General features: G+C 60.1%; 17 protein-coding genes and 4 tRNA genes. 14 read left to right on the top strand and 7 right to left on the bottom strand.

Going from position 1 to position 21,545, the window contains the following annotated elements:
- Positions 1-6 precede the first annotated feature (6 nt).
- The 3 genes from ACL9RI_RS14205 to ACL9RI_RS14195 all read right to left on the bottom strand — a co-directional run bounded on the left by ACL9RI_RS14205 (position 7) and on the right by ACL9RI_RS14195 (position 5,025).
- On the bottom strand, positions 7-2,247 hold the full coding sequence (locus ACL9RI_RS14205; protein WP_422727175.1) for a KAP family P-loop NTPase fold protein: 2,241 nt from the start codon (positions 2,245-2,247) through the stop codon (positions 7-9).
- 416 nt (positions 2,248-2,663) lie between these two features.
- Complete coding sequence (locus ACL9RI_RS14200; protein ID WP_422727174.1) at positions 2,664-3,599, bottom strand: AraC family transcriptional regulator; 936 nt, start codon at positions 3,597-3,599, stop codon at positions 2,664-2,666.
- A complete protein-coding gene (locus ACL9RI_RS14195) occupies positions 3,586-5,025 on the bottom strand; it encodes an aldehyde dehydrogenase family protein (protein ID WP_422727173.1) in 1,440 nt (479 codons plus the stop codon). Before ACL9RI_RS14195 ends, ACL9RI_RS14200 begins: the two co-directional genes overlap by 14 nt.
- Positions 5,026-5,187: 162 nt before the next feature.
- On the opposite strand from ACL9RI_RS14195, the gene kefC reads away from it, so the two are divergent.
- Complete coding sequence (gene kefC / locus ACL9RI_RS14190) at positions 5,188-7,005, top strand: glutathione-regulated potassium-efflux system protein KefC (RefSeq protein ID WP_422727172.1); 1,818 nt, start codon at positions 5,188-5,190, stop codon at positions 7,003-7,005.
- A 34-nt stretch (positions 7,006-7,039) separates the two neighbouring features.
- Here kefC and pepF read toward each other — a convergent pair whose 3' ends face one another.
- The 4 genes from pepF to ACL9RI_RS14170 all read right to left on the bottom strand — a co-directional run bounded on the left by pepF (position 7,040) and on the right by ACL9RI_RS14170 (position 11,360).
- Positions 7,040-8,941: an oligoendopeptidase F gene (gene pepF / locus ACL9RI_RS14185; protein ID WP_422727171.1), complete on the bottom strand. Its 1,902-nt coding sequence runs from the start codon at positions 8,939-8,941 to the stop codon at positions 7,040-7,042.
- Between the two features lie 187 nt (positions 8,942-9,128).
- On the bottom strand, positions 9,129-10,094 hold the full coding sequence (gene ttcA / locus ACL9RI_RS14180) for a tRNA 2-thiocytidine(32) synthetase TtcA (RefSeq protein WP_422727244.1): 966 nt from the start codon (positions 10,092-10,094) through the stop codon (positions 9,129-9,131).
- 5 nt (positions 10,095-10,099) lie between these two features.
- A complete protein-coding gene (locus ACL9RI_RS14175) occupies positions 10,100-10,498 on the bottom strand; it encodes a dihydroneopterin aldolase (protein WP_183679851.1) in 399 nt (132 codons plus the stop codon).
- A gap of 73 nt (positions 10,499-10,571) precedes the next feature.
- Positions 10,572-11,360, bottom strand: coding sequence for an SDR family oxidoreductase (locus ACL9RI_RS14170; RefSeq protein WP_183679853.1), 789 nt, complete (start codon positions 11,358-11,360; stop codon positions 10,572-10,574).
- Between the two features lie 77 nt (positions 11,361-11,437).
- On the opposite strand from ACL9RI_RS14170, the gene ACL9RI_RS14165 reads away from it, so the two are divergent.
- From ACL9RI_RS14165 to rplA, 13 genes are all read left to right on the top strand, one after another.
- The gene (locus ACL9RI_RS14165) at positions 11,438-12,589 is read left to right on the top strand and encodes a class I SAM-dependent methyltransferase (protein WP_183679855.1); all 1,152 of its coding nucleotides are present in this window, start codon (positions 11,438-11,440) and stop codon (positions 12,587-12,589) included.
- Between the two features lie 163 nt (positions 12,590-12,752).
- Complete coding sequence (locus ACL9RI_RS14160) at positions 12,753-13,832, top strand: J domain-containing protein (protein WP_422727170.1); 1,080 nt, start codon at positions 12,753-12,755, stop codon at positions 13,830-13,832.
- A 53-nt stretch (positions 13,833-13,885) separates the two neighbouring features.
- Positions 13,886-15,487: a DUF3369 domain-containing protein gene (locus ACL9RI_RS14155; RefSeq protein ID WP_422727169.1), complete on the top strand. Its 1,602-nt coding sequence runs from the start codon at positions 13,886-13,888 to the stop codon at positions 15,485-15,487.
- Between the two features lie 120 nt (positions 15,488-15,607).
- On the top strand, positions 15,608-17,254 hold the full coding sequence (locus tag ACL9RI_RS14150) for a response regulator (protein ID WP_422727168.1): 1,647 nt from the start codon (positions 15,608-15,610) through the stop codon (positions 17,252-17,254).
- Positions 17,255-17,476: 222 nt separating this feature from the next.
- Positions 17,477-17,560 (top strand) — tRNA-Tyr (locus ACL9RI_RS14145).
- Between the two features lie 64 nt (positions 17,561-17,624).
- Positions 17,625-17,698, top strand: a tRNA-Gly gene (locus ACL9RI_RS14140).
- 43 nt (positions 17,699-17,741) lie between these two features.
- A tRNA-Thr gene (locus ACL9RI_RS14135) sits at positions 17,742-17,816 on the top strand.
- A gap of 101 nt (positions 17,817-17,917) precedes the next feature.
- Entirely contained in the window at positions 17,918-19,108 is a 1,191-nt protein-coding gene (tuf, locus tag ACL9RI_RS14130; protein WP_422727111.1) for an elongation factor Tu, read from the top strand.
- Between the two features lie 66 nt (positions 19,109-19,174).
- A tRNA-Trp gene (locus ACL9RI_RS14125) sits at positions 19,175-19,250 on the top strand.
- A gap of 32 nt (positions 19,251-19,282) precedes the next feature.
- On the top strand, positions 19,283-19,666 hold the full coding sequence (gene secE / locus ACL9RI_RS14120) for a preprotein translocase subunit SecE (protein WP_422727243.1): 384 nt from the start codon (positions 19,283-19,285) through the stop codon (positions 19,664-19,666).
- The gene (nusG, locus tag ACL9RI_RS14115; RefSeq protein WP_422727167.1) at positions 19,666-20,292 is read left to right on the top strand and encodes a transcription termination/antitermination protein NusG; all 627 of its coding nucleotides are present in this window, start codon (positions 19,666-19,668) and stop codon (positions 20,290-20,292) included. Before secE ends, nusG begins: the two co-directional genes overlap by 1 nt.
- Before the next feature lie 115 nt (positions 20,293-20,407).
- Positions 20,408-20,842, top strand: coding sequence for a 50S ribosomal protein L11 (rplK, locus tag ACL9RI_RS14110; protein ID WP_034753131.1), 435 nt, complete (start codon positions 20,408-20,410; stop codon positions 20,840-20,842).
- Positions 20,842-21,537: a 50S ribosomal protein L1 gene (rplA, locus tag ACL9RI_RS14105; protein WP_183682984.1), complete on the top strand. Its 696-nt coding sequence runs from the start codon at positions 20,842-20,844 to the stop codon at positions 21,535-21,537. The genes rplK and rplA overlap by 1 nt, the downstream gene beginning before the upstream one ends.
- The last annotated feature ends 8 nt before the right edge of the window (positions 21,538-21,545 follow it).

Genomic DNA, 21,545 nt, shown 5'->3' with positions numbered 1-21,545 from the left:
TTAAGGCTAATAAAAACCGATGGCGGCGCCAGCGGAAATCCGATGTTCAGCTGGCTGCCTGGTTTCCTGGACAAAGAAGAGATGGACTTCGGAGTTGTTCAGCCAGCTGACTTTTCCTACTGGCAAACCAAGTTTATCCGCGGCGGTTTTACCCCATTCGTCGACGTTGCTTTGAGTGTCTGCGCTGCATTGCTCAAGCCAGTAAAGCCGCTGCGCCGCTACGCTGCCGAAAATGGGAGGCATACTGGTTTGCAGCGGAAGGGTACTCCCCCACTGTAGCCATAGCGCCAGGTCAGGCCAGCGCATGCATAGCACGCTCCAACGCTGGTACTGTAATAAGGTCGGGATGGGCAAGTGATGCGTGGTGCGCGAAATGCGCAGCAGGAGCAGAAAGCGTACAAAGTTCAGGGTGCGCTTGATTTCACGTGGGCTACAGTTGTACTCCTTGCAAATCCCGCGCATGATTGTTTGCACGTCCTTGCCATCACTGCGCAATGCCATACTTTCTTGACGTTGTTGCCGTTCCAATACCCTGGCGTTTTCCTGCTTATCTGCGACGCTACGCTCTACCTGGGCTGCCGCCGATGCACCAGCATCGGATAGCGGTGCGGAGTGTTCAGATGTGGCTGGCGTATTTTGCGTTTCTGATGTCTCGGGACCAATCAGGAAATCGATAAAGATATCGTTTTCTGTAGTGTGAACGGGCGGAATGGTAAATCCCAGTTGGATGAACTTGTCCATGAAACGCCATCCGAGCGGCACCACCTGCTCGTAGGAGGGCAAGTGGCTTTTGACGTCTTTGTGCGCATGCTCAAGAGCCGCAGCCACTACCTGCGGATCCATGCCGATGACAAACAGAAATTCGGACTGGTCTCCCGCGAGGAAGGCATTGAGTCCTTCAACGACACTGGCAATTTTATTGGGGGTGCAACGATCGAGGTCATCGATGAAGATGACGAGTGGTTCGGTGACGCTGGCGCCGCTGCCATCTTGCATCATGCGCTTCGGCAAGATGTCGAGTACGCGCCGCAAATCCTGATGTATCTGATGCATGACGCCCACTGACTTGGCATAGTCCGGTACGCGGACATATTCGGCCAGACTGAATTTGGCAGGTTCATCCGCTACTTTCTTCCTGGATTGAAAAAAAGTCCATACCGCATAGGCTGCGAGGGCGATTTGCGTACCGGCGGCACCGAACATGGCGGCCAGGCTGAGATGTTTGAGATCAGGAACAGCATGGGTGAGCACTGTGATACTGCCAAAGCTGAGTATCAGTGCCATGGCGGTCAACACCCAGCGGCGTATCGTCACCCACCAGAGTGCTGCCACGCGCTGGTAAATTTTCTGACGCACCAGGCCATCATCAATGCGGGAAAGGTTCAGGCGCAACAGGAAAAGTTCGCGCTGGACGCGGCCCAGACGTTCGCTGACCTGACTGACGATAGCATCGACGAGACCGGCCCAGACTTCTTCGGAGCTTCCATATTTCCAGGCATTGAACCAGACGGTCCAGCGTTTGTCTGGACCGCTGCTGCTTTGTTGCGTGAGAGGTATCTGGCGATCAAGAAATTTCACCACGTCAAGCGTGCGAATGTCTTCCAGTATGGACGTCTGTTGCGCAGGTGGATCCAGTTCATATTGAATCTGGCGCATCAGCGAGGACTTGCCTACTCCCCATGGTGCCTGGATACTGATGCTGATAGGACCATGCGTATCGCTGCTGGTCAGAAATGCAGCGATGGAAATGGCATATTGCTTGAAGCCTAATTGATCGAGATGTGAAGCTCTGTCGTGTTGCAGGTACTGGCGGATATTGTTCTGCTGCAGGTTCCGTAGCGGCACCTCCGGGATGTGCAGCGAAAGCAGGTCTTGCTCGTAGTAACTTTGCAGCGCATGGATGTCAACTGCCATGGTTTTTAGCCTGGACAACCATCTTCCATGCTTCAAGCCCCATAGCGCGCTGATCAGATCGCCAACTTCGATCTGTCGATGATTTGCCATCCGTGCTGCCTGGCTTGCGTTTTGCAGCCAGATGGCAGCATTGCTTGACATTGGGGGCGTATCGTCACCGCTGACATTTTCTGTCGAGGCCATAGCTGATGGCGGGAAGTTGAAGTAGCTATTCCAGGTTTCTTCGAAGCGGTTTTCTGCCAGTCTTTTCAGCGTCTTGGCAAAGCATAGCGTTTCGGCCGAATGGGTTTGCAGAGGTGCAATATCGCTACTGGCGAGTGCAAATAAAATCATGCTGGTGCTGAGATGACGCCCAGGCGAGGAATTTTGTGCACCCAGTGCATGCGCTTTGTGTAACAAAGCCAGCAGTTCAGGCCCTGGCGTGGGGACGACATCTCGGTCACGGATGTGTCCGACCCGGCTGCTTCGATGGCTTCCACCCTTGACGGACCATCAAAGTCGGAGCTGGATGACTGCTCTGCTGGCGTACTGCGGTTGACGGGATTTATCTGCATGAGCTGGACTCCGGTATTTGCGTAATCGGAAGCTATCGCCTGGTTTTGCCATCGTTCTGGTGCCATGACGATTCTTGCCGCTTGGTCCGGAGGCGATTTGCGCTAGCGCAAGCCAGATGGAAATGGCATAGCTGCGTGGAGCGAGTCAGCGTCGTTGCCAGTCAGAGAACTTGTCGTCTCTGGCTGGGATCGTTTCTACAAGACCGGTTCGTGATGCTTCAGGTACTGCATATCCTGTAGCGGCGGGGCGCCGAACAGGCGCCGGTATTCGCGGCTGAACTGGGACGGGCTTTCATAGCCGACCTGGTAAGCCACGGTGGCCGCTTCCAGCTTGCCGGTCAACAGGAGTTTACGCGCTTCGAGCAGGCGGATCTGCTTTTGATATTGCAGGGGGCTCATCACGGTCAGCGCCTTGAAGCGGTGGTGCAGGCTCGACACGCTCATGCTGACCGATTTGGCCAGCTGCTCGATTTTCAGGGGCTGGTCGTAATGGTGCTTGATCCACAGCATGGCTTCGCTCACGCCTTTTTCCTGCGCGTGCGCCGTCACACTGTCATACAGCGCTTCGCCGCCGCGCGCCGTCAGCAGGCGGTACAGGATTTCCTGCTTGAGCAACGGGCCGATGGCTGCCAGGTCCTGCGGCTTTTTCAGCATGCGCAGCAGCCGCAAAAACGCCTCCCGCAATTCCGCATCGGCTTCTTCGACATAGGCTGCGGCAGGCTGCTTGCGCCGGGTGCCGGGCACGGCCAGCTGCATGTCGATCACCAGCGCCGCCAGTTCGCGCGCGTCGAGCGCGATGCGCAGGCCGATATATGGCTGTTCCGGCGTGGCTAATGACACCTGGCCCGAGACGGGCAAGTCGATCGCCGACACCACATAGCTGCCGGCGCCGTAATTGGTGATCTCCTTGCCGATCAGGATCGTCTTTTCCCCTTGCAGCACCAGGCACATCGACGGCTCCAGCATGCCGCGATGGAGTGCCGTCGTTTGCGTAAAGCGGATGAACGACAGGTAAGGCAGCGCCGTCGGCAAGTCGCGCTGCCCCAGGGGCGTATCCTGAAACAGCGCGAGCGCTTCCGCACGCAGCAGTGCCAGCGTGGTGGCAGCGGGGGTGGGATCAATCGATTTCATGGCTAGCAGAGTAGCCCATCATGGCCTTCGGCTCAAGGTAAGCTTCCAGTCCATAGGTGCCGAATTCGCGGCCGATGCCCGATTGCTTGAAGCCGCCGAAGGGCGCCAGCGGTTCGTCGTATAGGCCGTTGATGAAGACGCGGCCGGCCACCAGTTGTGCCGCTACCCGGTTGGCGCGCGCAGGGTCGCCTGAACTGACGTAGGCTTGCAAGCCATACACCGTGTCGTTGGCAATCGCGATGGCTTCCTCTTCGCTGTCGTAGGCGATGATGGACAGCACCGGGCCAAAGATCTCTTCGCGTGCGATGGCCATGTCGTTGCGCACATCCACGAACACGGTCGGCCTCACAAAATAACCATGTTCCAGCCCTGCTGGCTGGCCGGCGCCGCCTGTCAGCAAGGTCGCGCCTTCTTCTGTGCCCAGCGCGATATAGCGCTGCACCCGTGCATACTGGGCGGCATTGACCAGCGGCCCGATCTGCGTGTCCGGGTTGGCCGGGTCGCCCACCTGCAAGGCATCGACGGCCAGCTTGATGCGCTGCTTGATTTCTTCCAGGCGGCTGGCCGGTACGATCAGGCGCGTGCCCGCCAGGCAAGCCTGGCCGCTGTTGAAGGTGAAGGCGGCGACGGCGGTGGGAATGGCCAGATCGAGGTCGGCATCGTCCAGCAGCACGTTCGGCGATTTGCCGCCCAGTTCCAGCGTGACGCGTTTGAGGGTGTCGACGGCACCACGGGCGATGTGTTTGCCGACGGCGGTCGAGCCCGTAAACGAAATCTTGGCGATGTCCGGATGCGCCGTGATGGCGTTGCCGACGATCTGGCCGCTGCCGTTGACGATGTTGAACAGGCCGGGCGGCAGCTGCGCCGCATGCAGGCATTCGGTGAGGATCTGGGTCTGGGCCGCGCTCAATTCGCTGGGCTTGATGACGGCCGTGCTGCCGGCGGCCAGCGCGGTGGCCAGTTTGCTGCAGATAAAGCCGTAGCTGGAGTTCCACGGCGTGATGATGCCGACCACGCCCAGCGGTTCGAGCACGACGCGCGCCGAACCGGCCGTGCGCACGAAATCAAAAGTGTCCAGTAGCTTGCTGGTTTGCAGGAAGCTGCTGGCCGCGCGCTGCACGCTGGCGCGGCAAAATGCCAGGGTGCCGCCATATTCTGCCACCATCACCTGCACCAGTTCTTCACTGCGGGCAGCCACCGCTTCGTGCAGGCGCTGCAGCATGATCATGCGTTCCTGCTTGCTGCTGCGTGAATAAGCCGGGTAGGCTGCCTTGGCGGCGGCGACGGCCGCATCGACGTCGGTGGCGTCGCCCAGCACCACGCGGCTGGCTGCTTGCCCAGTGCTGGGATTGATCAATTCCAGCTGCTGGGTGCCGTGCGGCGTGACGAACTGGCCGTTGATATAGATCTGGTCGATGGTCTTCATGGTAGCTCCGCTAAAGGTGAATTCAGGATGCCATCTTGCACCTGTACGCCTGGCTGGCGGTAGACCAATGCTGTGCGAAGATTGCCTGATTCTGCAAATCCTGTGCGTCCCCGCGACTTCAGGCATGATGACGTTTTACATATATTTTCCCGGATTACTCCCATGGAACACCACGGCTTTTTAATCAATCTCTTGTTTTACCTGGTGGCCGCCATCGTCATGGTGCCGCTGGCCAAGCGCCTGGGCATGGGCGCCGTACTGGGCTACCTGGTGGCCGGCGTGATCATCGGGCCGTGGGGCCTGGGCTTGATCAGCAATGTCGAAGTGATCCTCGACTTTTCCGAATTCGGCGTGGTGCTGCTGCTGTTTTTAATCGGCCTGGAACTGGAACCGAGGCGCCTGTGGCTGCTGCGCCGGCCCATCTTTGGCTGGGGCGGCGCGCAGGTGGCGCTGGTCAGTGCGGGCTTGTGCGCGGTGGCCATGGCCTTCGGCGTGGACTGGCGCACGGCGCTGGTCGGTGCGCTGGGCTTGTCGCTGTCGTCGACGGCCATCGTGCTGGCCACCCTGGGCGAGCGCAAGCTGATGTCCACCCCGGCCGGTTCCGCCGGCTTTTCCATCTTGCTGTTCCAGGATGTGGCGGCGATTCCCATGATCGCGCTGGTGCCGCTGCTGGGCGGCCTGGTGACGCACGCGGGCGAACCGGGCTGGCTGCGCGTAGCCAAGCTGGCCGGCGTGCTGGCGGCGCTGGTGATCGGCGGGCGCTGTTTTGTGAACCCCATCCTGCGCTTTATCGCCAGGACCGAATTGCGCGAAATCTTCACGGCCTTTGCGCTGCTGCTGGTGATCGCCATCTGCGTGCTGATGGAGTCGGTGGGCCTGTCGATGGCGCTGGGGACGTTTGTGGCGGGGGTGCTGCTGGCCGATTCCGAATACCGGCATGAGCTGATCAGCGACCTGGAACCGTTCAAGGGGCTGCTGCTTGGCCTGTTTTTCATCGCGGTCGGCATGTCCGTCGATTTTGGCGTGCTGCGCGCGCAGCCGCTGCTGATCCTGGCGCTGGTGGCGGGCCTGCTGGCCATCAAGATCGCCTTGCTGTATGGCTTGTCCAAGCTGTTCGAGATTCCCCGTGGCCAGCAGTTGTTTTTTGCGCTGCTGCTGTCGCAGGGCGGCGAATTCGCCTTCGTGGTGTTCGCCACGGCGGTGGCCGCGCATGTGTTCACGCCCGAGACGGGCGCCGTGCTGGTGGTGGTGGTCACCCTGTCGATGGTGGCCACGCCCTTGCTGCTGCTGTTGCACGATCAATTCATCGCACCGCGTTTCCAGGGCGAGAAGAAGCGCCGTCCCGACGACCATATCGAGGCGCAGGACAATCCCATCGTCATCGCCGGTTTCGGCCGCTTCGGCCAGATCATCGGCCGTTTGCTGGCGGCCAACAAGATCGGCGTGACGGTGCTCGACCACGATCCGGACCAGATCGAGCTGCTGCGCAAGTTCGGCTTCAAGGTGTTTTATGGCGACGCCACGCGGGTGGACTTGCTGGTGGCGGCCGGCATTGAAAAAGCGAAAGCGCTGGTGATCGCGATCGATAATGTGGAGGACAGCCTGGCGCTGGTCGACGCGGTGCGGCTGCGCCTGCCGCAGCTGACGATACTGGCGCGGGCGCGCAACGTCACGCATTACTATGAGTTGATGAAGCGCGGCGTGACCCTGATCGAACGCGAAACGTTTGAAGCGGCGCTGCTGCTGGGCGAGCAGACCTTGCTGCAGGTGGGCTATCCGGCCGAGCGGGCGCGCCGCGCGGCCGCCATCTTCCGCACCCACAACCTGAAAACCCTGCTGGAAGTAGCGCCGCACTTCCAGGACCAGCAAAAAGTCCTGTCAATCGCGCGCCAGGCACGCGAAGAACTGGAAGACATGTTCGAAGGCGATGCGGCCGCGTATGCGGCCGAGGAAGCGGCGGGGTCAGACCCTCGGGTCTGACCCCAGCCCTTGCTGTTGGGGCTACAGGGGGGACTTATTTCCCCCGCTTGCTTTCAATCGCTTCGATCTGGTCCATGATGCTGTTCATGCGCGCCGCCAGTGCCTGGTACGGTTTCGGCGAGGCCAGGTCGACGCCGGCTGCTTTCACCAGGTCATACGGGTAGGCCGAGCCGCCCGAGCTGAGCATCTTCAGGTAAGCGGCCAGCGCGCCCGGTTCCTTGGCCAGGATGCGTTGCGAGAATTCCTGCGCCGCCGCGATCGAGGTGGCGTACTGGAACACATAGAAGGCGTTGTAGAAGTGCGGAATATAGGCCCATTCCACCGTGTACAGCGGATCGACCTTCATCACGCCCTGCGCTTCGCCGTGGTAGCGCTTGAGGATGCCGCCATAGATGCTGGAGATTTCCTCGCCCGTCAGCGCTTCGCCCTTGTCCACCTTGGCGTGGATGGCCGCTTCGAATTCGGCCAGCATGGCCTGGCGGAAGTAAGTGCCGCGCAAGCCTTCCAGCGCCGCGCCCAGGTACAGCAGGCGCTCGTCGTCATTCTTGGCTTGTTTCAGGCGCTCGTCCAGCAGCAGCGCTTCATTGGTGGTCGAGGCGATTTCCGCGACAAAGGTGCTGTACGACGCGTAGAGGGCTGGTTGCGCCTTGTTGGCCAGCACCGAGTGCATGGCGTGGCCCCATTCGTGGGCCAGGGTGGTGGCCGATTCATAGTTGCCCGTGTAATTGAGCAGCACATACGGGTGCACGTCATACGCTTCGCCGATCATGTGCGCGCCCGAAGTCTTGCGCGGACGCGGATAGGCATCCATCCAGCGCGCATTGACGGCGGCACTCAGGGTTTTCACATAATCCGGTCCCAGCGGCGCGACGGCGTCCAGCATCATCTTCTTGCCATCGGCCAGCGGGAAAGTCTGGTCGCTATGCAGCAGCGGTGGATACAGGTCGTAATAAGCCAGGTCCTTGATGCCCAGCATGCGCGCGCGCAGCTTCAGGTAGCGGTGCAGGGTCGGCAGGTTGGCATTGGTCTGCGCGATCAGGGTCTGGTAGACGGCCGGCGGCAAATGGTCGCCATCGAGCGCCGCCGTTTGCGAGTCGGGATAATGGTGGACCTTGGCATAGGCGGCGTCGCTTTTCAGCTGGCCGTACAGGGTTTCGCCGAAGGTGCGCTCGAATTCCTTCCACTTGCCCCAGAACGCGTCGAATACCAGCTTGCGGTCCGCGCGGTTGCCCTGTTCGCGGTATTGCGTGTAGGCGGCCTGGTCCAGCTTGACCTGGGTGCCGTCCGACAAGGTCACGGTCGGCCACGGGATTTCCGAGCTGGACAGGGTCTGGTAGATGGAACCGGCCGAACCCGTCGCCAGGCCAAATTGCGAAATCAGCTGTTCGCCGGCAGCGTCCAGCGTATGCGGTGCATTGCGCAAGATGTTGTCCAGCTGGAAGCGGTACAGCTGCAAACCCTTGTCCTGGGCCAGCATGGCCTGGATGCGCCTGGCGCCGACGGCGAGGATTTCCGGCTGTATGAAGGCGGTGGCCTGGCCAAAGTCATTGCCCATCAGGGCGGCGCGCTGGTTCAGCTGGTTGCCCGTATTATCGCCCGTATCCTGGTCATAGTATTGCGAGGCGTACACATTCAAGGTGTTGATGCGTTTGCGCGCATCCGCATACAGGTCGAGCGCGCTTTTCAGGCGGGCCGATGAGGCGCCCAGCTGTCCCTTGTACGCTGCCAGTTGCTTGAGCTGCGCCGACAGTTTGGTGGCGTCGGCGTCGAAATCGGCCTGGCTTTTATACAGTTCGCTCAAGTCCCAGCGGTCGGCTGGCTGCTCTATCGCTGCGGGAGCGGCGGTGGGTGCCGGCGCGGCGGCAAAGGCCGAGGAGATGGCCAGGCTGAGGGCCAGCATGGTAAACAAGGGGCGCTTGAGTGCGGATGACGTCATGGATGTTCCAGTCAGGTTGTCGGAAGAGTATTAGCGGTCCGCGGGGCAGGGATGCGTGCGGCAGGCTGCACCGGCAGAGCTACTTACGGTACATCAAACGCGGGGAAATGTGGTGTGGAAATGACGCCGCCACCGGGGAGGTGGCGGCGAAACAACAGAGAGGAGGAACGGGCCGAGTCGTCCGTTATCAGTCCGTTATTGCTTGCAAGCTAATCGTCGTGCCGAACGGCGACGGTGTCGCGCAAGGTTCTTCATCGAAGGCGATATCGCCCATGGGATTGGCCACGCCATCGGCCTTCAAATCCTTGAAGCCATACAGATTCGGGTCCATCAGGTGCGATGGCGCCACATTGGCCAGCGACGAGAAAATGCTTTCCACGCGGCCAGGGAATTTCTTGTCCCAGTCGCGCATCATGGCCTTGATCTGCTTGCGCTGCAGGTTTTCCTGCGAACCGCACAGATCGCATGGAATGATGGGGAAACCTTTTACTTCGGCATAACGCTGGGTGTCCGACTCCTTCACATAGGCCAGCGGGCGGATGACGACGTGCTTGCCATCGTCCGAGACCAGCTTGGCTGGCATGCCTTTCAGTTTTCCGCCGAAGAACATATTCAGGAAGAAAGTTTCCAGGATGTCATCGCGGTGATGGCCCAGGGCGATCTTGGTGGCGCCCAGTTCATCGGCCACGCGGTACAGGATGCCACGGCGCAGGCGCGAGCACAGCGAGCAGGTGGTCTTGCCTTCCGGGATCAGGCGCTTGACGATGCTGTAGGTATCCTGGTTTTCGATGTGGAAAGCCACGCCCAGTTCCGTCAGGTAGGCAGGCAGGATTTCCGGCGGGAAATTCGGCTGCTTCTGGTCCAGGTTGACGGCGACGATATCGAAATGGATCGGCGCGCGCTCGCGCAAGGTCATCAGGATGTCCAGCAGGGCGTAGCTATCCTTGCCGCCCGACAAGCACACCATCACCTTGTCGCCTTCTTCGATCATATTGAAGTCGCCGATGGCCTGGCCCACCAGGCGGCACAAGCGCTTGTGCAGCTTGTTGTTTTCCAGCGCGATCTTGTCAGCCTTCTTTTTAGCCGCTTGCTGTGCTTCCGGGTTCGCCGGGATGGCGACGGCGGTCTCTGCTTTATCAAGCACGGTGTTCATATCGTTCATACATCATCCTTGATCTGGAATACTTCCACGCCGACGCCTTCGCAGTCGGGATACACATCCGGTTTCATCGACGAGACGCGCGCGGCGCGCACCTGCGGGTGGGCCAGCATGGCGGCCAGCACATCGTCGACCAGGCTTTCCTGCAGTTGCACATGGCCTTGCGCCATGCGCCTGGCGATGGTCTCGCGCATGAAGTCATAGTCGACCACTTCTTCCAGCTGGTCATCTTTTGGCGTCGACAGGGCCAGGGGAATGTACAGGTCGACGTTGATGAGGACGCGCTGCTCGCCCTTTTTTTCGAAGTCGTAGACACCGATATTGATGAGGACTTCGTAATTGCGCAGGAATAGCCGGCGGCAATCGGCCAAGCGGGGGTGAGACAGGGCGGACGACATAGTTTTACCTTTTAGGGAATGCTGGAATGCTAATTTTTTACGGATATTCGGTAGATCGCTTTTTTATTGACTCTTATTTGGCCAGGAACATCACGTCGCGCGGCAGGCCGATCAAGTGCTGGCCGCCATCGACCAGCAAGGTGGTGCCCGTCAGTGCGCGCGCGCCAGCCACATAACAGACGCTGTCGGCAACATCTTGCGGCGTGCTGGAACGGCCCAGCGGCGTATTTTCGTGCGCCGTGGCAAAGTTCGCTTCTGTCTGCTCGCCGGACACCATGGTGATACCGGGCGCGATGCCGACCACGCGCACCTTGGGCGCCAGTGCCTGGGCCAGCATGGTGGTCGCCGACAGGAGCGCCGCCTTGGATAATGTGTAGGACAAAAAATCAGGATTGAGATTGTACAGTTTTTGGTCCAGCAAGTTGATGACAACCGCTTGTTCGCCTTCTGGCGTGGCCTGATATAAGGCTTGCGCCAGCAGCACGGGCGCCGCCAGGTTGGCGTGCATATGGGCGTCCAGCGCGGCCACCGAGAAATCGGCGGCGTTGTCGTATTCAAACAACGATGCGTTATTGACCACGCAAGTCACGGCGCCCAGTGCGGCTTGCACCTGGGGCAGCAGCTGGCGTACGGCGCTTTCCTGCGCCAGGTCGCACGGGAAGGCGTGGGCGCGCCGGCCCAGCGCGGTAATTTCCGCCACCAGCGCGAGCGCTTCGTCGCGTGATGCGCGGTAATGCACGGCAATATCCCAGCCGTCGCGCGCCAGGCCCAGCGCGATGGCGCGGCCGATGCGGCGCGCCGCGCCCGTGACGAGGGCGACCCGCGGGGGGCTGGCTAAGGGCGTTGTGCTTGCTTGATTCATGTCTTTGCTAATAGTTGAGAGTGAGGTGTACGGGCCATGACTGGCGGCAAGCGCCGCCGATTCGCTACAATGCCGGAATGTCCCTACCCGAACCCGATAGCGACGCGCTGGCCGCGTCCCATGCCTTGCAGCACCTGATTGCCGCTGAAATCGCGCGCAATGACGGCGCCATTCCCTTTGTCCGCTTCATGGAGCTGGCGCTGTATGCGCCTGACCTCGGCTATTACAGCGGCGGCGCCGCGAAGCTGGGCAAGGATGGCGATTTTACAACCGCGCCGGAAATCTCGCCCCTGTTCGGCGCCAGCCTGGCCCATGTAGCAGCCGCTATTATGGCGCAAACGGCCCCGCGCATCCTCGAATTCGGCGCCGGCACGGGCAAGCTGGCCTTCGATATCCTGACGGAGGCGGCCAGTGCCGGCATTTCAATTGAGCAATATGCGATCGTCGAACTGTCCGGCGAACTGCGCGCGCGCCAGGAGCTGGCGCTGGCGGCGTTTCCGCAAGTGGTGTGGCTCGATGGTTTCCCGGAATCGTTCGAAGGCGCCGTGTTTGGCAATGAAGTGCTGGACGCCATGCCCGTCAACCTGATCAGCAAGACGCCCGCCGGCTGGTGCGAGCTTGACGTCGGCATTGCCGATGGCAAGTTCGTCTGGATCGAGCGCCCCGCCAGCGGCGAAGTGGCGGCGCAGATCGCCGCCCAGGTGCCCGAGGCGGACGACTTGCCGGTCGGCTATGTCAGCGAAATCCACGGCGTGGCCTGTGGCTTCATGCGTTCGCTGGCGCGCATGCTGACCAGTGGCAAGGGCGGTGCGGCGGTGCTGTTCGACTATGGTTTCCCGGCGCACGAATATTATTTTGTACAGCGCGCCACCGGCACCCTGATGTGCCATTACCGCCACCATGCCCACGCGGAACCGTTTTATCTGCCCGGCTTGCAAGACATTACGGCCCACGTCGACTTCACGGCCATGGCCGTGGCGGCGCAGGAAGCGGGCCTCGATGTGCTCAGCTATATGAGCCAGGCAGCCTTTTTGCTAGGGGCGGGCATCGGTGACTTGCTGCTGCGCAGCGATCCGCTCAAGGTCCAGACGTATCTGCCGCAGGCCAGCGCCGTGCAAAAACTGCTGTCGCCTGCCGAGATGGGCGAACTGTTCAAGGTACTGGTGGTGGGCCACCAGGTGGCATTGCCGGATAGCTTGTTGTCGGGTGACCGCTCGCATCGCTTGTAAGGGGAGGGTAAGCGCGTCAGGAGCGCCGGGCGCGGTCCAGCCCGGTCCTGCATTTTCGCGGGCCCAGGCGGTTATTGTCTTGTCATTTCGTATATGATGCTTGATACAGCACGGTTTCCATGCATCAGCACCCGTCGCCGCGCACCGATTTCAAGATAAAACGATGGGAAAGATACATACACACTATGACAACCTGAAAGTGGCGCGCCTGGCGCCGCAGGAAGTCATACGTGCGGCGTACAAGGCCCTCAGCCAGAAATACCATCCCGACAAGAATCCCGGCGACGAGAAGGCCGCCCGCATCATGGCGATTCTCAATAGCGCCTATGGCATCTTGTCCGACCCGCAGCGCCGCCGCGAGCACGATGAGTGGATCGCCGCCGAGGAGTGGGAAATCGCCTGGCTGGAAAGCACCCAGCACGAGGAAGGCAAGCACAGGGATGGCCGGCCCAAGGGCCAGTCCGCGTCACAGCCACAAAGCTGGGCGCAGGATGTACCGTCGCCGCAAGGCGGACCACGGCGCCGGGGCCGGACCACCTGGCGCAACTGGCGCTGGTGGCTGAGCCTGAGTGGCTGTCTGCTGCTGGGCTGGCTGGGCGCCATGCTGATGCTCGATCACTCGCCTGCCGTCCCCGTCGCGCTGGCCTCGGCCTGGAATGGCCTGGCCCGCGATGGCGTCAAAGCTGCCGACACCGGGCGCGCCTTGCCGCCGGCGCCGAAAACAGAAGCGGCGGCCGTCGATGGCTGGGCGGTGAGCAAGCCGTCCGCACCGGACCCCGTGCAGATCAAGGCGCCCGAGATCAAGGTGCTGGCCGTGTCGCAGCTGAGCCTGAGCGCGAGCCATGCCGCTTGCGATGGCATAAACCAGGCGCAAGCGCAGGCCCTGGTGGCGCCGAATGGCGAACCGTGGCCGCGCCAGTCCGGTTATGTGGACGGATTCCCTGTCAGTAACAAGGGCAGCGAGCTGGAATTGATGCTCGACAATAGCGAGAATGCGGCGCCCGTCTTCGTCAAGCTGTACGACCTGGAGCGGCGCTCGAATGTGCGCTATCTGTATATCCTGGCGCACGACAAGCTGAACGTGGAACAATTGAGCGCAGGCAAATATGAAGTGCGCTACCAGTCGCTGGCGCCGGGCGCCGATGGCTGCGCCGCCAAGCCGGTCGGGGGTGTCCTGAGCCCGCCGCCCGCCTTGCCTGCGGTACCGGACGGTGTACAGAATCCTGTTGTAAGCAGCATCTAATCTGATTATCCTTGACAGGCATCCACCATCGTAGCCATCCATCAGGAGTATCCATGACTGACCGCAATGCCGATACAGATGCAGATGATAACTGGCTGCTCGAGGAGGATGAACCAGCGGCCGCTCCCACCGGGCTGACGGCGCCTGACCAGCGCCTGTGGCGCGTGCTGATCGTCGATGATGATGTCGATGTCCATGCCGTCACGCGGCTGGCGCTGCGCAACGTCAGCTTCAAGGGCCGCGAGCTGGAACTGTTTTCCGCCTACAGCGGCCAGGAAGCCTACGACATCCTGCGCAATACGCCCGACATCGCGCTGGTGCTGCTGGACGTGGTGATGGAAACGGATGACGCCGGCCTGATACTGGCCAGGCGCATCCGTGCCGAGCTGAACAATCCCATCGTGCGCGTGGTGCTGCGCACCGGCCAGCCGGGCCAGGCGCCCGAGCAGCGCGTGATCATCGAATACGACATCAATGATTACAAGGCCAAGACCGAACTGACCACGCAAAAGCTGTTTACCACCGTGATTTCGGCCCTGCGCGCCTATGAAAGCCTGATGATGCTCGAACGCAGCCGCATCGGCCTGGGCAAGATCCTGGCGGGCGCCACCAATTTGTACCAGATCCACTCGCTGCGCGAATTTGCCTCCGGCGTGCTGAACCAGGTCAGCGCCATCCTCGACGTGGGCGCCGACGGCGTGCTGTGCTTGATGCAGGGCGGCTCCGGGCGGCCCCAGGTGGTGGCCGCCACCGGCTCCTATGCCGCCCTGGCCGACGCGGAAAACATGCCGCTCGGCCATGCGCTCACGCCCACCATCGACAAGGCCTTCGCGGAAAAGCGTAGCCAGTTCGAGCATCCGGCCAATGTGCTGTTCATCCATACGGAAAGCAATCGCGAGCTGGCCATCTCCGTCACGCCGCCGTGGCCGCTGGCGCAAATCCAGCGCGATCTGCTGGAAGTGTTTTGCCAGCGCATCGCCGCCGCCTTCGACAACCTGTATATGTTTGGCCAGTTGCGCAAGGCGCAGGAAGCGACCGTGGTGGCGCTGGCCGACCTGGCCGAGTTTCGCGACAGCGACACGGGCGGCCATGTGCGGCGGGTGCAGCAACTGTCCGACGCGATCGCCCGCCGCATGCAGCAGCGTGGCGCCTATCCCGATGAACTGACGGCGCAGCTGATCGACATGATCGGCCTGGCCAGCATCCTGCACGACGTGGGCAAGGTGGCCACGCCGGACGCGGTGCTGCTGAAGCCGGGCCGCCATACGGACGAGGAAAGGGTGCAGATGCAGCTGCACGCCGGCGTCGGGCGCACCATCCTCGAACGGGCGGCGAACATGGTCGACGGCGTCAGCTACCTGACCTATGGCGCGCAGATTGCCGGCAGCCACCACGAACACTTCGATGGCGCCGGTTATCCGCAAGGCCTGAAGGGACGCGCCATTCCGCTGGCCGCGCGCATCGTGGCCGTGGTCGACGTGTTTGATGCGCTGCTGCACGAGCGGCCATACAAGGAGCCGTGGCCGTATCCGCAGGTGCGTGCTTATATAGAAGAGCGCAGCGGCAAGCAATTCGATCCGGAAGTGGTGGCGGCGCTGCTGGAACTGATCGCGGACGAACCGGCACTGTGGCATCCTGGGCGCACCGGTCCCTGACGCAGCGGCTTTCTGCGCCGCGCCATTCCCTTGCGCGCGGCGCCGTCATATACTCGGCAGCCTCAGGTGGTCTGGCGCCACGCACCAGTCTGGCGCGCCGCTGAGTTTTCGGATACCGACATGAAAGAACTGCACGGCCTTACGGCGCTGATTATCGAACCGCATCCGGGCATGCGTTCGAGCCTGCACAATATGCTCAACCTGTGCGGCCTGGCGAAGATCGACGATGCGGCCAGTTCCGGCCAGGCGATCCGCATGCTGGGCAATAAATCCTATGATTTGATCCTGTGCGAATACACGCTCGAGGGCGGGCAGGATGGCCAGCAGATGCTGGAAGACTTGCGCCACCACAAATTGATCCACGCCTCCACCATGTTTTTCATGGTGACCGGCGAAGGCAGCTTTGCCAAGGTGGTCAGCGCGGTGGAACTCTTGCCCACTGATTACATCCTGAAACCCTTCACGGCTGACCGCATGCTCGAGCGCATCGGCCGCGCGCTCGACAAGCGCAACGCCTTCGTGCCCGTGTACCAGTTGATCGACGTGGGCAACGAACGCGCGGCGATTGCCGCCTGCAGCGAAGGCGCCACGTTATATCCGCGCTACGCGACCGATTTCCTGCGTTTGCGCGCCGAATTGCATTTGCTGCTGGGCGAGGCGGCCGAGGCGGAACCGATTTATGCCGCCCTGTATGAAAGCAAGGCGATCGGCTGGGCCCGCCTTGGCCAGGCCAAGACCCTGTTCCAGCGCGGCGAGTATGCGGCCGCGCAAACCATGCTGGAAGGCTTGCTGGAAAACAATAAGCGCTTTCTCGATGCCTATGACTGGCTGGCCCGCACGCATCAGGCCCAGGGCCGTCACCAGGAAGCGCAGCAGGCACTGAGCGACGCGGTGGCGCTGTCGCCGCATGCGGTGCGCCGTTTGCGCCGGCTGGCCGAGGCAGCCGTGGCGGCCGATGATATGGAGGTGGCGGAAAAAGCCCAGAAGCTGGTGGTCGCCAAGGCCAAGTATTCCGAGTTCCGCGATCCGGAAGACCAGGTGCGCCTGGTGCAGACCCTGGTGCGCAAGGGCGACCCGCTGCAGGCGGGCGCCGTGATCCGCGAGCTCGACAAAACCATGGGCGGCCAAAAGAACGTGGAATTATGCAGCGCGCTGTGCAGTGTCATGCTGCATGCCCATACGGGTAATCAGCAGCGCATGGAGGAATCGCTGGAAGCAGCCCTGCACGCCAACCGGCACAGCGTGGGCGGCTCGAACGCCGTTAAAACGGCACTGGCGCGCCTGTGCCTGGCGCATGGCCGCGAAGAGGGCGCCGCCGAAGTGATGCGCGAAGTCATGCGCAATGCCCCCGACAGCGCCGCCATGACGCAGGCGATGGCCGTGTTCGAGCAAAGCGGGCGCGAAGAGCTGGCCAAGGCGCTGGCGCGGCAAAGCCGCCAGGAAGTGGCCGAGATGGTGGCCGCCGGCGCCGCCAAGGCAGGCGAGGGCGATTTCCGTGGCGCCGTTGAACTGATGCGCGAAGCCGTCACGCGCTTGCCCGACAATCCGCAAGTGGTGTTCAACGCGGCCGTGGCGGTCCTGAAATGCCTGGAGCATGACGGCTGGGATGAACGCCTGGGCCAGCAGGCGCTGAGCTTTATTGCCGGCGTGCGTCGGCTGGACCCGCGCAACCCGAAATTGCCGGTGCTGTCGGGCTTGCATCAGCAGATATTGCGCAAGTACAAGCCCCGTGGCCTGGCCTGGATGCATCCGCCTGACGCCCTGTAACCAGGGGAAATAAGTAGTGATGGACGGAAAAATGCGGCTTGCGGGCAGGGGATGAAAAAATTTGTGATTATTTTCTCGGAACCCTTGCACATTCTCAAATCGGAAGCTTATAATCACGCCCCGAAGCAGCCAACTTCTTCTTTATAAGCAAATGCGGTAGTCGAGCAGTAGCAAATAAGGTTGACAGTTGTGAGTAGATGCTTCATACTCTGCGGTTCCCGCGGAGGGGTGGCCGAGTGGTTAAAGGCGACAGACTGTAAATCTGTTCTTTCGAGTACGCTGGTTCGAATCCAGCCCCCTCCACCAAGTTTTCAGGTTTTTGAACGGAAAACTGGGTCGTAGTAAGTGAAGATGAAGTGAACGATACCTCGCGGGTGTAGCTCAATGGTAGAGCAGAAGCCTTCCAAGCTTACGACGAGGGTTCGATTCCCTTCACCCGCTCCAGTCCCCGTTCAGATGCTTGATGCATCGCATGCAACAAATTACAGCCCTTGTAGCTCAGTGGTAGAGCACTCCCTTGGTAAGGGAGAGGCCACGTGTTCAATCCACGTCAAGGGCACCAGAATTCGCAGCAAGTTCGCAGCAAGTAATAAACAGAAGCAAATTCAACCAGACCGTCGGGCGTGTGCCTGAGCAATCTAATCAAATCATTAGGAGTTCAAAATGGCAAAAGGTAAATTCGAACGGACCAAGCCGCACGTCAACGTCGGCACCATCGGCCACGTCGACCACGGTAAAACCACCCTGACCGCTGCAATCGCAACGGTGCTGTCGAAGAAATTCGGCGGCGAAGCTAAAGCATACGACCAGATCGATGCAGCTCCAGAAGAAAAAGCACGCGGTATTACGATTAACACCGCGCACGTTGAGTACGAAACGGCTACCCGCCACTACGCTCACGTTGACTGCCCAGGCCACGCCGACTACATCAAGAACATGATCACCGGCGCAGCACAAATGGACGGCGCGATCCTGGTTTGCTCCGCAGCAGACGGCCCAATGCCGCAAACCCGCGAGCACATCCTGCTGGCCCGCCAAGTTGGCGTTCCATACATCATCGTGTTCCTGAACAAGTGCGACCTGGTCGACGACGCAGAACTGCTGGAACTGGTTGAAATGGAAGTGCGCGAGCTGTTGTCGAAATACGACTTCCCAGGTGACGATCTGCCTATCATCAAAGGTTCGGCCCGTATGGCGCTGGAAGGCCAAGAAGGCGAAATGGGCGTGGACGCAGTGCTGCGTCTGGCCGATGCCCTGGATGCTTACATCCCAACCCCAGAGCGTGCAGTTGACGGTGCGTTCCTGATGCCAGTAGAAGACGTGTTCTCGATCTCGGGTCGCGGTACCGTTGTGACCGGTCGTATCGAGCGCGGCATCATCAAGGTCGGCGAAGAGATCGAAATCGTTGGTATCACCGATACCGTCAAAACGACTTGCACCGGCGTGGAAATGTTCCGCAAACTGCTGGACCAAGGTCAAGCAGGCGACAACGTTGGTCTGCTGCTGCGCGGCACCAAGCGTGAAGACGTGCAACGTGGTCAAGTTCTGGCAAAACCAGGCTCGATCAAGCCGCACGCGCACTTCACCGGCGAGATCTATGTTCTGTCGAAGGACGAAGGCGGCCGTCACACGCCATTCTTCAACAACTATCGTCCACAGTTCTACTTCCGTACCACGGACGTAACCGGTTCGATCGAGTTGCCAGCAGACAAAGAAATGGTGATGCCAGGCGATAACGTGTCGATCACCGTCAAGCTGATCAACCCGATCGCGATGGAAGAAGGTCTGCGCTTCGCTATCCGTGAAGGCGGTCGTACCGTCGGCGCCGGCGTGGTTGCAAAAATCCTCGCATAAGGAAATGTTATGCTTCCACCCGAGGCGTCTTGGGTGGTAGAATAGCGCTCCACTAAAGTTTTACGTAGGGACGTAGCTCAATTGGCAGAGCGTCGGTCTCCAAAACCGAAGGTTGGGGGTTCGATGCCCTCCGTCCCTGCCACCGTCAAGGTGCAGGGCACCGAAAGTAGAAAAATGTCAAATCAATCCGTGCAAACCGTTAGCACGTCGAGTGACAAGATAAAAGTCGCGCTGGCAATAGTGGCGGCGATTGCAGGAGTAGTCGGGTTTTATTACCTGGCAGGCCAACCAGCTCTGGTGCGCGCAGGCGCGCTTGTGGCTGGTTTGCTTATTGCTGTTGCGTTCTTGTGGATCTCGACGACCGGCCGTGAATTCCTGAATTTCGCCAAAGAATCAGTGCGCGAAACCAAGAAAGTCGTTTGGCCTACCCGCAAAGAAGCCACGCAGATCACGGCGATCGTGTTTGCTTTTGTGCTGGTCATGGCGATTTTCCTGTGGGGCACGGATAAATTGCTTGAGTTTCTGTTGTATGACGTAATTCTTGGTTGGAAAAAATAATGAGCGAAAATGTGCATGATGAAGCGACGGGCGAATCCGTGTCGGGCGATACGCCGGCAACGGAATCTGGCGCAGCGCTGAGCGTACCGGTAAGCAGCAAGCGCTGGTATGTCGTGCACGCTTATTCCGGCATGGAAAAAAGCGTCATGCGCGCCCTGACCGAGCGTATCGAACGCGCGGGCATGCAAGACCAGTTCGGCCAGATCCTGGTGCCGATCGAAGAAGTGGTTGAAGTCAAGAATGGTGTCAAGTCGGTCACCGAACGTCGTTTCTATCCTGGCTATGTGCTGGTTGAAATGGAAATGACGGACGAGAGCTGGCACTTGGTCAAGAACACCAGCAAGGTTACCGGCTTTATCGGTGGCAAATCGAACAAGCCGACGCCGATCTCTGCGCGCGAAATCGATGCCATCATGCGCCAGATGCAGGAAGGTGTTGAAAAGCCCCGTCCAAAGACCTTGTACGAAGTGGGCGAGCAAGTACGTATCAAGGATGGTCCGTTCACCGATTTCAACGGCAATGTCGAAGAAGTCAACTACGAGAAATCCAAAGTACGCGTTTCGGTTACCATCTTCGGTCGCGCTACCCCGGTAGAACTCGAATTCGGCCAGGTCGAAAAAGTTTAAATCAGTATCAAACGCCACCAGGAGCGTTGCGGCAATTCAGCAAAATCCGGTCAGAGGAGCCCCGCCAGGGTAGTATCGGCGGGGCGCTACTACTCAATCCAAGATAGGAGCCATCATGGCAAAGAAAATCATTGGTTTTATCAAGCTGCAAGTGCCAGCTGGTAAAGCAAACCCATCCCCACCAATCGGTCCAGCTCTGGGTCAACGCGGTCTGAACATCATGGAATTCTGCAAGGCGTTCAACGCGCAGACCCAAGGTCTGGAGCCAGGCATGCCGATTCCAGTCGTGATCACCGCATTTGCTGACAAGTCCTTCACCTTCGTGATGAAGACGCCTCCAGCAACCTACCTGATCAAAAAAGCTGCTGCGATCACCAAAGGTTCGCCGAAGCCACATACCGACAAAGTCGGTACGCTGACCCGCGCACAAGCTGAAGAAATCGCTAAATTGAAAACCCCTGATCTGACCGCTGCCGACATGGATGCTGCTGTACGCACCATCGCTGGTTCCGCACGTTCGATCGGTATCACGGTGGAAGGTGTTGTATAATGGCTAAGTTATCCAAACGTATCAAGGCTTTCAAAGCCAAAGTTGACCGCACCAAAGCGTACGGCTTCGACAACGCTGTTGCTCTGATCAAAGAGTGCGCAACGGCCAAGTTCAACGAATCGATCGACGTATCGGTACAACTGGGTGTTGATCCGAAGAAATCCGACCAAGTGGTACGCGGCTCCGTCGTGTTGCCAGCTGGCACCGGCAAAACCGTACGCGTGGCTGTATTCGCGTCGGGCGACAAAGCGGAAGCTGCCAAAGCAGCTGGCGCCGACATCGTTGGTATGGAAGACCTGGCTGAGCAAATCAAAGCCGGCGACATGCCTTTCGATATCGTGATCGCTTCGCCAGACACCATGCGTATCGTTGGTACCCTGGGTCAGATCCTGGGCCCACGCGGCCTGATGCCTAACCCGAAAGTGGGCACTGTTACTCCTGACGTCGCTACCGCCGTGAAAAACGCGAAAGCCGGTCAAGTTCAGTACCGTACCGACAAATCCGGTATCATCCACGCTACCATCGGCCGTAAATCGTTCGCTGACGCAGATCTGAAATCGAATCTGGTCGCACTGATCGACGCGCTGAACAAAGCTAAACCAGCATCGAGCAAAGGCGTGTACCTGCGCAAAGTCTCGCTGTCGTCGACCATGGGCGCTGGCGTCCGTATCGACCAGGCTAGCCTGGCAGCTTAAGTAAAGAA

The organism is Janthinobacterium sp. Mn2066 (assembly GCF_049319705.1).
Classification (GTDB): Bacteria; Pseudomonadota; Gammaproteobacteria; order Burkholderiales; family Burkholderiaceae_D; genus Janthinobacterium.
This window is presented reverse-complemented; position numbering and strand designations above follow the sequence as displayed.